10 protein-coding genes and 1 tRNA gene are annotated in these 14,594 nt (G+C 63.2%); 5 read left to right on the forward strand and 6 right to left on the reverse strand.

The genetic code is table 11. The features are described from left to right. The 4 genes from fdxH to selD form a co-directional block, all read right to left on the reverse strand. The coding region (gene fdxH, locus ACE3S9_RS05895) for a formate dehydrogenase subunit beta (RefSeq protein ID WP_374545512.1) at nucleotides 1-684 on the reverse strand (684 nt) is incomplete at its 3' end. A 12-nt stretch (nucleotides 685-696) separates the two neighbouring features. Then, the gene (gene fdnG / locus ACE3S9_RS05900) at nucleotides 697-3,786 is read right to left on the reverse strand and encodes a formate dehydrogenase-N subunit alpha (RefSeq protein ID WP_374545513.1); all 3,090 of its coding nucleotides are present in this window, start codon (nucleotides 3,784-3,786) and stop codon (nucleotides 697-699) included. A gap of 102 nt (nucleotides 3,787-3,888) precedes the next feature. Then, on the reverse strand, nucleotides 3,889-4,944 hold the full coding sequence (locus ACE3S9_RS05905) for a transglutaminase family protein (RefSeq protein ID WP_374545514.1): 1,056 nt from the start codon (nucleotides 4,942-4,944) through the stop codon (nucleotides 3,889-3,891). Beyond that, nucleotides 4,938-6,017: a selenide, water dikinase SelD gene (gene selD / locus ACE3S9_RS05910; RefSeq protein ID WP_374545515.1), complete on the reverse strand. Its 1,080-nt coding sequence runs from the start codon at nucleotides 6,015-6,017 to the stop codon at nucleotides 4,938-4,940. Before selD ends, ACE3S9_RS05905 begins: the two co-directional genes overlap by 7 nt. 156 nt (nucleotides 6,018-6,173) lie before the next feature. Here selD and selA point away from each other — a divergent pair, with 156 nt between their 5' ends. From selA to ACE3S9_RS05935, 5 genes are all read left to right on the forward strand, one after another. Continuing rightward, nucleotides 6,174-7,571 carry an L-seryl-tRNA(Sec) selenium transferase gene (selA, locus tag ACE3S9_RS05915; protein WP_374545516.1) on the forward strand — a complete coding sequence of 466 codons (1,398 nt, stop codon included), beginning with the start codon at nucleotides 6,174-6,176 and terminating at the stop codon, nucleotides 7,569-7,571. Continuing rightward, nucleotides 7,568-9,493, forward strand: a complete 1,926-nt coding sequence (gene selB, locus ACE3S9_RS05920) for a selenocysteine-specific translation elongation factor (RefSeq protein WP_374545517.1) — start codon at nucleotides 7,568-7,570, stop codon at nucleotides 9,491-9,493. The genes selA and selB overlap by 4 nt, the downstream gene beginning before the upstream one ends. A 39-nt stretch (nucleotides 9,494-9,532) precedes the next feature. After that, nucleotides 9,533-9,625 (forward strand) — tRNA-Sec (locus tag ACE3S9_RS05925). A gap of 34 nt (nucleotides 9,626-9,659) precedes the next feature. Next, a complete protein-coding gene (locus ACE3S9_RS05930; protein ID WP_374545518.1) occupies nucleotides 9,660-10,544 on the forward strand; it encodes an alpha/beta fold hydrolase in 885 nt (294 codons plus the stop codon). A gap of 322 nt (nucleotides 10,545-10,866) precedes the next feature. Next, nucleotides 10,867-12,147 carry a tyrosine-type recombinase/integrase gene (locus ACE3S9_RS05935; RefSeq protein WP_374545519.1) on the forward strand — a complete coding sequence of 427 codons (1,281 nt, stop codon included), beginning with the start codon at nucleotides 10,867-10,869 and terminating at the stop codon, nucleotides 12,145-12,147. 362 nt (nucleotides 12,148-12,509) lie between these two features. On the opposite strand, the gene ACE3S9_RS05940 is transcribed toward ACE3S9_RS05935, so the two are convergent. Together ACE3S9_RS05940 and ACE3S9_RS05945 are read right to left on the reverse strand one after the other, a co-directional pair. Beyond that, nucleotides 12,510-13,004 carry a DUF1837 domain-containing protein gene (locus ACE3S9_RS05940; protein WP_374545520.1) on the reverse strand — a complete coding sequence of 165 codons (495 nt, stop codon included), beginning with the start codon at nucleotides 13,002-13,004 and terminating at the stop codon, nucleotides 12,510-12,512. Nucleotides 13,005-13,580: 576 nt separating this feature from the next. Beyond that, nucleotides 13,581-14,348: a hypothetical protein gene (locus ACE3S9_RS05945; RefSeq protein ID WP_374545521.1), complete on the reverse strand. Its 768-nt coding sequence runs from the start codon at nucleotides 14,346-14,348 to the stop codon at nucleotides 13,581-13,583. Between the last annotated feature and the right edge of the window lie 246 nt (nucleotides 14,349-14,594).

Consider the following 14,594-nt stretch of genomic DNA (forward strand, 5'->3'; position numbering starts at 1 on the left):
CACATACATCACATGCGTGCCGCCGACGCCTTGCGGATCGTAAAGCCCGGCATTGGCGAAGCCGCGCGATTTCAGATCCTCGACGCGACCCGCCGCATGTTCCGTCATAGCCTCCTTGGAGCCGAACGTGATCGCGCCGGTCGGGCAGGCCTTGACGCAGGCCGGCTCCAGCCCGACCGCGACGCGATCGGAACAGAGCGTGCATTTATAGGCCTTGCGGTCTTCCTGCCCGTAGCGCGGAATGTCGAAGGGACATCCCTTCAGGCAATAGCCGCAGCCGATGCAATTGGCCTCGTTGAAATCGACGATGCCATTGGCGTATTGCACGATGGCGCCGGGCGCCGGGCAGGCCTTCAGGCAACCGGGATCGGCGCAATGCATGCAGCCGTCCTTGCGGATCAGCCATTCGAGATCGTTCTCCTTCGTTTCGACTTCGCTGAACCGCATCAGCGTCCAGACGTCGGCGGCGAGATCGGGCGGGTTTTGCAGCGTCGCCACCGTTTCGCCGATCGGGGCGCGCAGATTGTTCCATTCGCTGCACGCCACCTGACAGGCCTTGCAGCCGATGCATTTGGAGACGTCGATCAGCTTAGCGACTTCGATTGTCGCCTCCGCGCGGATGCGCGGCGCCGGATAGGTCGAAGCCGAGCGGCGCAGGATGTCGAGTGACGGGAGCTCAGCCATAGGGCGCCTTCCTCACGACGTCGGGTTGGGCGGCGTGGTCGGCTCGATATTGACCAGCCAGGCCTTGTATTCGGGCGTCTGGGTGTTGGCGTCGCCCACCGCCGGCGTCAGCGCGTTCGGGCTCCAGCCCTTTCGCGTCAGGCCGGTGAAGCCCCAATGATGCGGAATGCCAACGACATGGACCGGCTTGCCGTCGCAGATCAGCGGCCGCAGGCGCTTGGTCACCATGGCGACCGCTTTCAGCTCGCCACGATTGCTCCACACCCGCACCCAGCCGCCATTGGCTATGCCCTTGTCCCTCGCCAAAGCCTCGTCGATTTCGACGAATTGCTGCGGCTGGACAATCGCATTGAGCCGCGCGTGTTTGGTCCAGTAATGGAAATGTTCGGTCAGCCGGTAGCTGGTCGCCACATAGGGGAATTTGTCGGAAGTTCCGAGCGCCGCGAGATCGTCCTTGAAGATGCGCGCGGCCGGATTGTTGTTCGTCTTGGGCGAAAGCAGATTGCCGCGCGGCGATTCGAACGGCTCGTAATGGGCGGGGAACGGTCCGTCGCGCATGAGTTTGCGCACAAAGAGTCGCGCAACGCCGTCGTCGTTCATGATGAAGGGCGTCACCCCCGCGCTCGGCGGCGTGGTCGGCCCATAATCGGGCGTATCGAATCCAACCCAGGCGCTGCCATTCCACCAGACGAGTTTCTTGTTCGGCGCCCACGGCGCGCCATCGGGATCGGCCGAGGCGCGATTGTAAAGGATGCGCCGATTGACCGGCCAGGCCCAGGCCCATTTCGGCGCGACGCCGCGCTCATCCGGATCGAACGGATCGCGCCGAGCCATCATATTGCCGGCCTCGGTGAAGCAGCCGGAATAGATCCAGCAGCCGCAGGCGGTCTTGCCGTCGTCGCGCAATTGCGCGAAACCGTCGAGCAACCTCCCCGCGGGCAGCGCGATCTTGGTCGGATCGGCGGCGTCCGGAATTGGCTCCAGCGTCGAGCCGTTGATCTCGCGCGCGATTTCATCGGACCGCGGCGTTTCCGCGATCTGATAGGGCCAGTTCAGATTGAGGATCGGGTCGGGGAAGGCGCCGCCTTCCTTTTTGTAGAGCGCGCGCAGCCGCAGATGCAGCTCCGCCATGATGTCGATGTCCGTGCGCGCTTCCGCGGGCGGATTCTGCGCCGGCCAGTGCCATTGCAGCCAGCGGCTGGAATTGCTCAGCGAGCCTTCGTCTTCCGCGAAACAAGTGCTCGGAAGTTCGAACACCTCGGTCTGAATGTCCGCCGATTTGACGTCGTTATAGGGGCCATGATTCTCCCAGAAACGCGCCGTCTCCGTCTTCAGCGGATCGATGACGATGAGGAATTTGAGCTTGCTCAGGCCCTCGCGCATCTTGGTCTGATCGGGGAAGGTCATCAGGGGGTTGAAGCCCTGCATGACATAGCCGTTGATCTTGCCCTGTTTCGCCAGTTCGAAGGCGCGAATGATGTCGTAGGTCGGCACGTCGCGCTTGGGCAGCCAGTCATAGGCGAAATGATTCTCCGCCGTCGCCGCCTTGCCATACATGGACTTCATGAAGCTGACGAAGAATTTCCGGTAATTCTGCCAATAGCTGGTCTGGCCCGGGCGCAACGGCTTGAACTGATGCCGGCCCATATAGCCGTCGAGATCCTTGTCGCCGTCGAGCGGGAGATCCATGTAACCCGGCATCAATTCGCTCATCAGGCCGAGATCGGTGAGGCCCTGAATGTTGGAATGGCCGCGCAGCGCGTTCATGCCGCCGCCGGGAACGCCGATATTGCCGAGCAGAGTCTGCACGACGCACATGCCGCGGATGTTCTGCGATCCATAGCTGTGCTGCGTCCAACCCAAGGCATAGAGCGACGTCATGGTCCGGTCGGGCGCCGCCGTGGCGGCGATCATCTCGCAGACCTTGAGGAACTTGTCCTTCGGGGTTCCGCAGATGCGCTCCACCAGTTCCGGACTATAGGGCGCGACATGTTTGCGCAGCAGTTGCATCACGCAGCGCGGATGCTGCAGGGTCGGATCGACCGCGGCAAAGCCGTCGTCGCCCATCTCATAGTCCCAGGTCGCCATGTCATAGGCGCGCTTGTCCGCGTCATAGCCGGCGAACAGGCCATCCTCGAAGGAATAGCCCTCGCGCACGATGAAACTGGCGTTGGTATAGGCTCGGACATAGGCGTGATTGATCTTGTCGGCGTCGAGCAGATATTTCGTCACCGCGTTGAGGAACGCGATATCCGTGCCCGGACGAATCGGGCAGTAGAAATCGGCCACGGAAGCCGTGCGCGTGAAACGCGGATCGATGACGATCAGACGCGCCTTGTTATGCGCCTTGGCTTCGACGACCCATTTGAAACCGCAAGGATGCGCCTCGGCGGGATTGCCGCCCATCACCACAACCAGATCGGCGTTCTTGATGTCCATCCAGGTGTTGGTCATCGCGCCGCGACCGAAACTTGGGGCCAAACTGGCCACCGAAGGTCCGTGTCATATTCGGGCCTGGTTGTCGAAGACCAAGGCCCCGGTGCTGCGGATCACCTTATAGGTTATAAAAGCGGTTTCGTTGGTGGTCGCGGAGGCGCCGAGAAAGCCGGTGGTGATCCAACGATTGACCGTGACGCCATCGGCGTTTTGCGCGACGAAATTCTTGTCGCGGTCATCCTTCAACAGGCGCGCGATGTGGTCGAGCGTCCAGTCCCAGGGCTTGCGCTCCCATTTGTCGGAGCCCGGCGCGCGGTAGAGCGGATATTTGGTGCGGCTCTCCGAATTCACGAAATCCAGCAGGCCCGAACCCTTGGGGCAGAGCGTGCCGCGATTGACCGGATGATCGGGGTCGCCCTCGATATGCAGCACGGCGGGACGCGCATTCTTGGCGCCGTCGCCGAGGCTGTACATGATGACGCCGCAGGCGACCGAGCAATAGGGGCAGGTGTTGCGCGTTTCCTTGGCCGCCGTCAGCTTGAACGGGCGGACGGTGGCGGCGACCGCCTCTTCCAGGGCGCCGAAGCCCAGCGCTGCGAGAGAGGATGCGGCGAGACCGGCGGCGGCGCCCTTCAGCACGCCTCGACGGGTGATTTCGACGTTCATCGGCCTGCCCCCTCCGGCTTGCGATCCATCGAGGAATCGTGGTCGGGTTGTTTTTGTCTTAAGTCGTGAAATCACGACCGGTTTTAACTCAAAAACGCACGATCACGCGGAAAGTTCGCGCGAAAAGATGCGATAGCGGAAGGCGCCGGGATCGAGGCAGTCGATCTCCTCGCCGGCCGTCAGGGCGCAGGGATACATCAGGAAATTCGACCGCATCGGCCGCAGGGCGTCGGGCAGCACGATATCCGTCGCCGAATTGAAGCCGACCCAGTTCATCTCCCAGGCGCCGAACAGCCGCGCGCGCTGCGCGCGCACATGGTCGCTGTCCAGCGGCGCCTTTTCCTCCAGCACGACCTTGCGGACGTCAGCCGGATCGACCGGCAGCCAGCCCTTGCCGTCGATATAAATTTCCGACCGGCAATGCTGCGCCTTGGTGATTTCACCCGTAGCGCCAAGCGAGCGCGACTCCTGCGATGGCGCGACGCGAACGCCATAGACGTCGCGCGCGGGCAGGCCGCAGGCGCGGGACAGGCCTGTCATCAGCGTGTTGATATCGGCGCATTTGCCGCCCAGCCAGCCGGTCTGCAACATGGCCTTGATGTCGCCGATTCCGCAGCCGCGCGTCGAGCCTTCGCGGAACGTGTTTTCGACCACCCAATTATAGAGCGCGCGCGCCTTCGGCTCGGGGTCGCGTTGATCGCCGACAATGCGCCACGCCGTCTCCGCGACGATCCCGTCGGTCGGGACGCTCGGCGTCGGCTGCAGCCAGAAAGCGCGCTCATCGGCGGAAAGCTCGGCGGCGATCGTCCGGCGCGGCAGGACGTCCACCGTCTGGACCAGTTTCGCCGAGCGCGGTCCGGCCTCGACCCAATCGATCCTGACCAGTCTCGCGCCATAGCGCGCATCTCGCGGCTTGCCGGCGACGCCATTGGTTTCCAGCGCCGCCGCGCTGCTGCGCTGGTAGCCTTCGGCGCTCTGCGCCAGCGGCAGCCATAATTGCGCCGCCCCGGACTCCGTCGACAGGTCGACCTGGGTCGTCAGCTCGAAACGCCGCCATCCTGCCTGCGGCGGATTCTCAGCGGCACGCGCGGCGATGTCGATGCGCGACAGAACGGCCGCGCCTGAAGCCGCCAACAGGAACGAACGACGGTTCAGCATGGACGCTCCTCCAATCGCTGGGAAATCACGGAAACCTGCGACGGTCCCTGCTCCAGCCGGCCAATGATCGCGGTTTGTCGAAAGCCGGCGTCGACACAAAGCCGAGCAACGCGCTCGGCCGCGTCAGGAGCGACGGCGACCAGCAGGCCGCCGCTGGTCTGCGGGTCGCACAACAGGCCGCGCCGCCAATCGGGCAAGCCGTCCGGCAGGACGACATCGGCGCCATAGCTGTCCCAGTTGCGTCGCGCCGCGCCGGTGGCGAAACCCGCTTCGGCCAAAGCGACGGCGCCTGGCAGAAACGGCAGCGCCCCTTCGTCGATCACCGCCCGCAGATGCGAACCCCGGCACATTTCCAGCAAATGGCCGAGCAGCCCGAACCCGGTCACGTCGGTGGCGGCGTGAACGCCGGGAGCGGCGGCGAGCGCCGGACCGACGTCGTTGCGCCGCGTGGTCGAAGCGATCATGGTCGCGTAATCGGCGCCGCCAAGCTGACCCTTCTTCAGCGCGGCGCTGAAAACGCCGATTCCGAGCCCCTTGGTGAGGATCAACGCATCGCCGGCGCAGGCGCTGGAATTGCGCAGCACCCGGTCCGGATGGACGATACCGAGCGCAACAAGGCCATAAATCGGCTCCGCGCTGTCGATCGAATGGCCGCCGGCGAGCGGAACGCCCGCTTCGGCGCAGACCGCCGCGCCGCCTGCCAGAATGGCGCGGACCTGGTCCTCGGAAATCCTGCCGAGCGGCATGCCGAGCAGCGAGAGCGCCAGCACCGGCCGGCCGCCCATGGCGTAGACGTCGGACAAGGCGTTGGTGGCGGCGATGCGCCCGAAATCTTGCGGGTCGTCGACAATGGGCGTGAAGAAATCGGTGGTCGCGACCAAAGCGCTGTCGTCGCTGAGCCGCAGGACGGCGGCGTCATCCGATGTTTCCGTTCCCACCAGCAAAGCCGGAAACGGGCCGCCCGTCGGCATGTCCGCCAGTAACCGCTGGAGCACGGCGGGCGCCAGCTTGCAGCCGCAGCCGCCGCCATGCGCGAGATCGGTCAGGCGCGGCTTGTCGATGACGACATTCATCCGGCGATCTCCCATCTCACGCCCGTGAAAGTCGAACAGGAGCCGAAAAATCCGCCAAACGGCGAAGATTGCGGTATTTTTCAACGGAAACGCGAAGTCGGCTGTATCGTTCCGTACAAAATCGTCCAATAATCGGCTCAAACGGGGACGGCGAATATGGACGCGTCAAGCGGCGAGCCGACCGGCGCCCAAGCCTTGCAGCAATTGCCGCAAGTGCAAAAGCTGATGGAACAGCCGGAAACGACGGCCTTGCTCGAGCTTCTTCCGCGCGCGGCGGTGGTCGAGGCGTTGCGCCGGGCGGTCGAGGCGGTTCGCGCCGAATTGCTGGCGGGCGTCGCCGCCCATACGGATCCGGAGTCGATCATCGGGCGCGCAGGGGCTTTGCTTGGCATGCCCGAAGCAACCGGCCTGCGCTGCGTCATCAACGCCGCCGGGATCGTCCTGCACACCAATCTCGGACGCGCTCCGCTGGCGCGCGAAGCCGTCGCGGCGATGGCTGAGGCGGCCGGCTATTCGAATCTCGAATTCACGTTGGAGACCGGACTGCGCGGCAAGCGCGCGCCGGGCGTGGAGGCCTTACTCTGCGCCCTCGCCGGCGCGGAAGCGGCGCTCGCTGTGAACAATTGCGCCGCCGCCATGCTGCTGGCGCTCTCTGGCCTCGCCACGGGCGGCGAGGTCGTGGTGTCGCGCGGCGAATTGATCGAAATCGGCGGCGGCTTTCGTATTCCCGATGTGATCCAGCAGGGCGGCGCGCGGCTGGTCGAAGTCGGAACCACCAACAAGACCCGGCTGGCCGATTATTCCGCGGCGATCACGCCCGCGACGCGCGCGATTCTGAAGGTTCATCCCAGCAATTACCGGATGGTCGGCTTCACCGCCGAAGCCGATCTCGCTTCGCTCGCCGCTCTGGCGCGGGAACGCGGATTGCACCTGATCTACGACCTCGGCGGCGGCGCGCTCGCCGAACTGCGCCCCGGCGAGGCCGCGCGCGAACCCAATGTGCGCGAGAGCGTCGCCGCCGGCGCCGATCTGGTCGCCTTCAGCGGCGACAAGCTGATCGGCGGCCCACAAGCCGGCCTGATCGTCGGACGCGAGAACGCCGTCGCCCCGCTGCGACGGCATCCTTTGTTTCGGGCCTTGCGCCTCGACAAGATTTCACTCGCCGCCCTTGAGGCGACTCTGCGTCTGCATCGCGATCCCGCTTTGGCGCGGGAGCGCATTCCGACCTTGCGCATGATCGCGCAACAGGAAGCCGAATTGCAGGCGCGCGCGGAACGGCTAGCCGACCTGATCGCGCCCGCCGCGCGGACGGAAATCGTCGCGAGCTCCGCTTATTCCGGCGGCGGCGCGCTCCCGGCCATCGCCTTGCCGAGCCGCGCGGTCGCCGTCGTCGCGCCAGGCCTCGCAGCGGAAGACCTCGCCCGCCGCCTGCGCCTGAACCGACGGGCGATTGTCGGGCGGATCGAAGGCGGCCGCATGTTGCTGGACGTGTTCGCGCTCGAAGACGCCGATCTACCCATCGTGGCTGCGGCGATCCGGGAAGCGACCGCATGAGCGCGCCCGGGCGCCCCGCGCGCGTCGCCGGTCCTGTCGCGCGCCGCCTGACCCTTGGCGTCATTGGCCACGTCGATCACGGCAAGACGGCCCTGACGCGCGCCCTGACCGGCATAGATACCGACCGCCTGCCAGAAGAGCGCCGCCGCGGCATTTCCATCGCGCTCGGCTTCGCTCATTTCGCGCTGGACGGCGCCGAGATCGACTTGATCGACATGCCCGGCCACGAACGTTTCGTCCGCACCATGATCTCCGGAGCGACCGGGGTCGACGCCGCGCTGCTCGTCGTCGCCGCCAATGAAGGCGTCATGCCTCAGACGCGCGAGCATGTCGACATCGCCGGACTGCTCGGCGTCCGGCAGGCGATCGTGGTCGTGAGCAAGGCGGATCTGGCGACGCGCGAACAAGGCGAGGATGTTGGCGCGCGCGCCGCCGCGCTGGCGCGCGCTGCGGGCATGGACGTTTTTGGGCCGCCTCTCCCTTTCTCGGCGCCGACCGGCGCGGGCCTGACGGAAATCACCACGGCGATCGCCGCATTGGCGTCGCGTGCGACGCCACCTGAAGACTGCGGCTTCATTTGGCTGCCGATCGACCGCGCTTTTTCGATCGCCGGCCACGGCACAATTATCACCGGAACTTTGCGGCGCGGGCGCCTACGCGCGCAAGACGAGATCGAACTCCTTCCCGAGAAGCGGTCTCTGCGGATCAGAGGCCTGCAAGTTCACGGCGCGCCCGCGGACGAGGCGCAGCCGGGACAGCGCGTCGCCGTCAATCTCCGTGGCGTCGAGCCGTCCGAAGTCGGACGTGGTCACGCGCTGGCGACGCCGGGCATGCTGCCGCCTTCCCCTTGGCTGGACGTTTCAATCCGCGCGGTCGCGGACGCCCCGACGCTGCAAACCGGCATGCGGCTCGACCTGTTATTCGGCGCCGCCGAGGCGGAGGCCCGGCTGCGGCTGCTGGACCGCGACGCATTGGAGCCGGGCGAGAGCGCTTTGGCGCAGCTTAGGCTCGTTGCGCCCGTCTCGGTTCCGGCGCGTGAGCGGTTTATCCTGCGTCTGCCCTCTCCGGCTTTGACAGTCGCGGGCGGAATCATTCTCGATCCCGATGCGCGACGGCAAAAGCGGCGTGCTCCCACTGTGTTGCGTCGGCTTGACGGCCTTGTCGGGACGACGCCGGATCGCATTGTCGCTGAAGCGTTGAACGAGGCCGGCGAGAAGGGCCTTGAGACAGCGCGGCTGGCGCGGCTGGCCGGCCTCGCGCCGCCTCTGGCCTTGGCGGTCCTGCGCCGGGCGACGACGCCTCCGATCGTCACCGACCACGAACATTTCGTCATTGCGCCTCCGGCGTTCGATTCGCTGCTCGCCCGATTGTCCGAGGCGCTCGCGCTGCATCCGGACGGCCTCGGCGACCGGGCGCTGGCCAGGCTGTCGCCGCAGGCGTCGGAGGCGGCGATCGAGGCGGCCGTCGCCCGCCTCGTGACCGCAGGCAAGGCTCGCCACGCCGGAGGACGGATCGCGCTCGCCGACGCCGCCCGCGACAGCGCCGAAGTCGCCCGGAAACATCTCGAAGCCGTGCGCATGGCCGAAACGCTCAAACAGGCGGGTCTCACGCCGCCGGAACCGTGGAAGCTCGCGCCAGATCCCGCCCGCCGGCAATTGCTGGAGCGGCTGGTCCGCGACGGGATCGCTGTGCGGGCGCTGGATCGCGTCCAGAAACGCGAGTTGGTATTCCACCGCGACGCCATCGTCGAGGCGCAACGACGGCTCGCCCTGCTCCTGCGGGACAACGGCCTCGCCGTCTCGGAAATCGGGGCCGCGCTCGGCATATCCCGCAAATATAGCGTGCCGTTGCTCGAACATCTGGACAGCATATTTTTCACCCGTAGGGTGGAAGACCGCCGTGTCCTCGCGCGGCAAATGTGAATGGGAGAGACAATCCGCCCGTACTGCGTTGAGAGCTTCGGAGGCGATTGGGGTCTGGTGGCCCTCCTGGTCTTCAAAACCAGCGGCCCGTCAACAACGGGCGGTGGGTTCGATTCCCATCCGCCTCCGCCAATAACGGTGTCGATGAGACGGCCGGAGAGCCGCGATGTTTGAAGGCTTCCAGCACAAGACCATTTCGGTGGATGGCGTCGCCATTTCCTGCGTCGTCGGCGGCGAGGGCGCGCCCGTCCTGCTCTTGCACGGCTACCCACAGTGCAAGGCTTTATGGGCGCGCGTGGCGCCGCTGCTGTCGGAACGGCTCACCGTCGTTTGCGCAGACCTCCGCGGCTATGGCGCTTCCGGCAAACCGAAATGTCTGGAGGATTGCTCGAACTATTCGTTTCGCGCGATGGCCGCCGATCAAATCGGCCTGATGCGCGCACTCGGTTTTTCCCGTTTCCACGTGATCGGGCACGATCGCGGAGGCCGCACGGCGCATCGCATGGCGCTGGACTATCCCGACGCCGTGCTCTCGCTTTGCGTGATGGACATTGTGCCAACCTATACGATGTTCATGAAGGTCGACCGCGTCCTCTCGGGCGCCTATTGGCACTGGTATTTTCTTTCACTGCCCGCGCCTTTTCCGGAACGGCTGATCGGAAACGATCCGGACTTTTTCTTCGAAACATGCCTGGTTGGCTGGGGCGCGGCGAAGATCTCGGATTTCGCGCCTGACATGATCGACGCCTATCGCGCCGCCTGGCGTAATCCGGACATGATCCACGGCTCCTGTTCGGACTACCGCGCCGCGGCTTCGATCGACCTTCAACATGACGCCGAGGACATCGCCGTCAGGATCGCCTGTCCTACGCTGGTGTTTTTTGGCGCCGAGGGCCTGATGGCGAGGCTCTTCGACATCCCGACGGAATGGGCGAAACATTGCTCGCGAATGGAAACGGCTTCCTTGCCCGGCGGCCATTTTTTTATCGACCAGTTTCCCGTCGAGACGGCGTCCGCGCTGCAATCCTTCCTGGTGCGCCACGACGAGTGACGAGGCGAAGGGAAAAGGAATTCGTGGGATAAAGGACCTCGAGCCTCTCGCCGGGCGCCCGCTACAGAAGCGCCAGCTAAACCAGCGCCTCGGCGAGAATGGCGCACCCGAAGGGATTCGAACCCCTGGCCTCTGCCTTCGGAGGGTAGTTCCTAACGCTTTCTCGGCTTCGCCGAGGATTGCCAACATAGCTTAAACACTATGATTCACACGATATTTTTGTTGCGCACCTATCCGGAGCGTTGCTATTTTTTGCTGGGATCTGGTCGCTAATTGGTCGCTAGAAATCCGCCCAGCGGACCAAGAAAAGCTTGAGGCGTACATGGCGAAGAAAATAATTGGGCTGAAAGATGTTCGCGCCCTCGAGCCGGGAGAGACGATTTGGGACGCGAAAGTTTCCGGCTTCTGCGCCCGTCGCCAAAAGAGCGAAGCCGTCACTTACATGTTGAAATATCGGACGAGCGAAGGCCGCCAGCGGTGGGCGACGATTGGCCGTCATGGCTCGCCATGGACACCCGAAATGGCGCGCGACGAAGCCGTGCGGCTGCTCGGAGAAGTTGTCAAGGGCGGCGACCCGTCTGGCGACAAACAGGATAGACGCAACGCAACCACCGTTGCTGAACTTTGCGATTTGTACCTCGCTGAGGCCCAAGCTGGCAGACTTATCGTCCGGCGCGGCAAGCAGAAGAAGGCATCCACGCTCGTAATCGACGTAGGCAGGGTCGAGCGGCACATCAAGCCCTTACTCGGCCGCCGTCCTGTGGCAGCGATCACTAGAGACGACATCGAAATTTTCATGCACTCGGTCGCGGTCGGCGAGACCGCCGCACGAATCAAGACCGGCAAGCACGGACTAGCGCGCGTCGCTGGCGGCCGGGGCACGGCGGCTCGAACGGTCGGTCTGCTCGGCGGCATTTTCAGCTTCGCGATCAAGAAAGGGCTACGTCCGGACAACCCCGTTCGCGGCGTTGATCGTCCCGCTGATGGACGGCGCGAGCGGCGTTTGAAAGCGGAGGAATATACCCGCCTCGGCATAGCGCTGCGCGATCTGGAAGCCGAAATGTGGCCACCCGCTCTGGCACTGACGAGATTCTTGGCGATCACTGGCTGGCGACGGGGCGAGGCCATCGGCCTACGATGTGGCGAGGTCGATCTGGCGACGCGGACGGCGCGCCTGCGCGATACCAAGACCGGCGAGTCGCTTCGGCCATTGTCACATCGGGCCTGCGAGGCGATCCGCTCGGTGCCGATTGGGATGCGCAAGGCAGACCAGCCAGTTTTTCCAGCGAGTAAAGGCAACGGGCCGATGACAGGCTTCCCGAAATTCTGGCTGCGTATCGCCAAGAGGGCTTCCTTACCGCTCGACGTGACGCCGCACGTGCTGCGCCATTCGGCTGCATCGGTTGCCTTCGACGCCGGCTATTCGGAACTCACCATCGCCAGCCTGCTGGGCCATAAAAAAAACAGCGTCACGAGCCGTTACGCCCACGCGGCTGACGCTGTGCTGCTCGCCGCCGCCGACGACGTCGCTGACCGAATTGCCGAGGCGATGGGCGACATCAAGCCCGAGGGCGTGGTCGTACCATTTCGCCCGGTGAATTAACGTCATATCGCTCGCGGATACGACGGCCATCCGACAAGCTGGGGCGGCATCCCTGGTTTCGATGGATAAACCATCTGCCAGAGGCGCGCCCCTTTATGAACGACGAAAAGTCCCCGAACCCATTGGAGGGTCTATTCCAATCCATTCCTTCGTATGCCGAACATGGGGTTGTTGCCCAGCTGCTAGGGGACCTTGCACCTGCGTCTTTGGCGGAAGCGGCCAAGGCCGTGGCAGAGATTTGCGAAGAGGCAAAGCGAGGCCGGCCGGAAGACCGGCATCCCAAAATCGAGAGGATATACGGGATATTGGGGGACAGTTTGAGGGGTTTCGACGGAGCCCCCAGAGTAGGTGACCTTGAGATTTTAGTATGGGGCGCCGCCATTATCGGGAGCTTCTTCGCCGATGCCGTCGACGCCGTGAACGGGCATCTGCTGAGACGTTTTCAAATACATCTTGCAGGCCACGATAGGAGCCTTCAGCACCCACTCGATCAACATATAAAGCAACAGCTCGCCAAGCTCTCCGCTCCGCCCGGTCTCCTTGTCGGTCCGCATGAAAAGATCGCGTGCCTCGGTTACGAGCAGAACCCAGGGATCCATGACGTCCGGGTTCGCCTGGAGCTCGGACTGGACCTCCTCGATGCGCGACCGCGGCATCACAAAATTGACCATGCGCGCGTGAGCAATCGCGACTAGGTCATCAACGGTGGGCTTGCTGTCGCGGAACGTGACGTAGAAGAATCGACCCGAGATCTTTGCGCCGTCGTCCTCCCAGGACTTGTCCATGGAAGCAATGCGATGTGCCAGATCCGGTGTCGTAGGCGACAGTAGGTCGACGATCTCGGCGGGCGTCAGCATGCTTGGAACGATGATCTCGAATCGCGTCTGATGGCTAGTTTACCATCAAAGGCGAGCGGGGCGCTAAACGCAACGAGCTTTCCCAGCTGAATGTCCCCATAGTCGAAACTACTATGCGGTAATCGGCGGCGAGTTGGCGGATCGGAGGAATTCAAACGCTCACGTCGGGTGCCCGCTTGCGGAGAAGGCTTGACGCATCGCCGAGGACCGCGATCGTGGTCATTCTGGGTAGTCGTAATCGTCTGGGGGATTGTCCGACTCATGAATGTAGACCAAGCACCCTTCATAAAATGATCTCGAATTGCCGTGTGGGCAGCCGCGCGTAGAACTAACCTGGTGGGCTTCGGCCCATTTATAGCCGGCGACATGTCCCGAAAGGTCTTTGGAGCATCGGAACGGACCGAATTTTGGCGATCCACCAAACCAATTCCCGTCTCTCCTGTGTGAGTCGATATAGAGAACGCCGAAGGTAAAAATAAAATATATCAAAAATCCAATCAACGTGTCTTTCATTTGAGGCATTTCCTCAATTCGACATAATGTCTATTGAGTTTTTGAGAGCTATTTAGCACCCATTTAATCCCCAAATTCATTAGAAGAAATTTCCTTCTTTCTCAGATTGCCGTCGCGCTGATCAATGAGCTCAATGTCGTGGCCCGTGTACTCTACCCTTGTGCCATCCTCCTGTGAGCTGAACGAGAATATGCTATCGAGCTGCATTCTATTGGTTTCGGGCCAAAACAACCCCAGTTTGTCGTCCTTTGGCTTTCCCAGCCATCGATCCCCCGTCGCAAATACGATTTTGTATTTGCCGAGCGGCACTTTGGTTTCGAAGCGGCTTCCTGCATTGACGAAAAACGCCAATCGCGTGTGCTCCGAGGGATAATCGAGAAGCTTGACGTAAACGCCGCCATTCCCACGGGGCGCCGTAACAGATAATGGCGCGACGCCCGTGCTTCTATCCGATCGAAGAATGCCATTCGCCTGGTACACCGGCTCTGGTGGTTGCGTCGCTGGCTGCGGCGCTGACGACGCTGTCGACAAATTTGGTTGGGGCGCCACAGCCGCCGGGCGCGGCGCAGGAACGGGCACTATTGCTGCTTGTGTGCTTCCTTGGGAGGCGTCAGGGCTTGCGGATCGCGTTAGCGCCATCCCGAAACCGAATCCTACCACCATTAGAAAAAAGACGGCTATCGCTCGATCGTTCCATATGCGGCGCACAATACGACAAAACGGAAAGTCGATAATCGCTTGCCCGCACGCCCCGCAAACGGGCTGTTTGTCGAGGCGAAACTCATTAATTCTGTTCACGGTTTTGCATTTATCACATTCGTATAAACGCATGGGGCGCTCCGTCGCTCGTAGCGACACATGCGCTGCTCGAGTCGATATCTGATTTTTAGATAATCCGAAAACCCGATTATTTGTCTAGCCCGATTTTTCCGGGCCAGGCATGTCACGTACGTATCCCTCCGGCGAGGGCCGTCTGGCATTGACTGCGCGGAGCGCGGATAGGTGATCGGAGTGGCGCGGTGATCGTGTCCACTTGTGGATAATGGACACTATCTCTGATGCGGGATGTTGGAAGCG

It is taken from the genome of Rhodoblastus sp. (assembly GCF_041915505.1).
In the GTDB taxonomy this organism is placed as follows: domain Bacteria; phylum Pseudomonadota; class Alphaproteobacteria; order Rhizobiales; family Beijerinckiaceae; genus Rhodoblastus.

What these genes read in the sequence shown, in the direction of transcription:
- ACE3S9_RS05905 (WP_374545514.1), bottom strand. Translation starts at nt 4,944, where the DNA reads ATGCTGAACCGTCGTTCGTTCCTGTTGGCGGCTTCAGGCGCGGCCGTT.
- selD (WP_374545515.1), bottom strand. Translation starts at nt 6,017, where the DNA reads ATGAATGTCGTCATCGACAAGCCGCGCCTGACCGATCTCGCGCATGGC.
- selA (WP_374545516.1), top strand. Translation starts at nt 6,174, where the DNA reads ATGGACGCGTCAAGCGGCGAGCCGACCGGCGCCCAAGCCTTGCAGCAA.
- selB (WP_374545517.1), top strand. Translation starts at nt 7,568, where the DNA reads ATGAGCGCGCCCGGGCGCCCCGCGCGCGTCGCCGGTCCTGTCGCGCGC.
- ACE3S9_RS05930 (WP_374545518.1), top strand. Translation starts at nt 9,660, where the DNA reads ATGTTTGAAGGCTTCCAGCACAAGACCATTTCGGTGGATGGCGTCGCC.
- ACE3S9_RS05935 (WP_374545519.1), top strand. Translation starts at nt 10,867, where the DNA reads ATGGCGAAGAAAATAATTGGGCTGAAAGATGTTCGCGCCCTCGAGCCG.
- ACE3S9_RS05940 (WP_374545520.1), bottom strand. Translation starts at nt 13,004, where the DNA reads ATGCTGACGCCCGCCGAGATCGTCGACCTACTGTCGCCTACGACACCG.
- ACE3S9_RS05945 (WP_374545521.1), bottom strand. Translation starts at nt 14,348, where the DNA reads ATGCGTTTATACGAATGTGATAAATGCAAAACCGTGAACAGAATTAAT.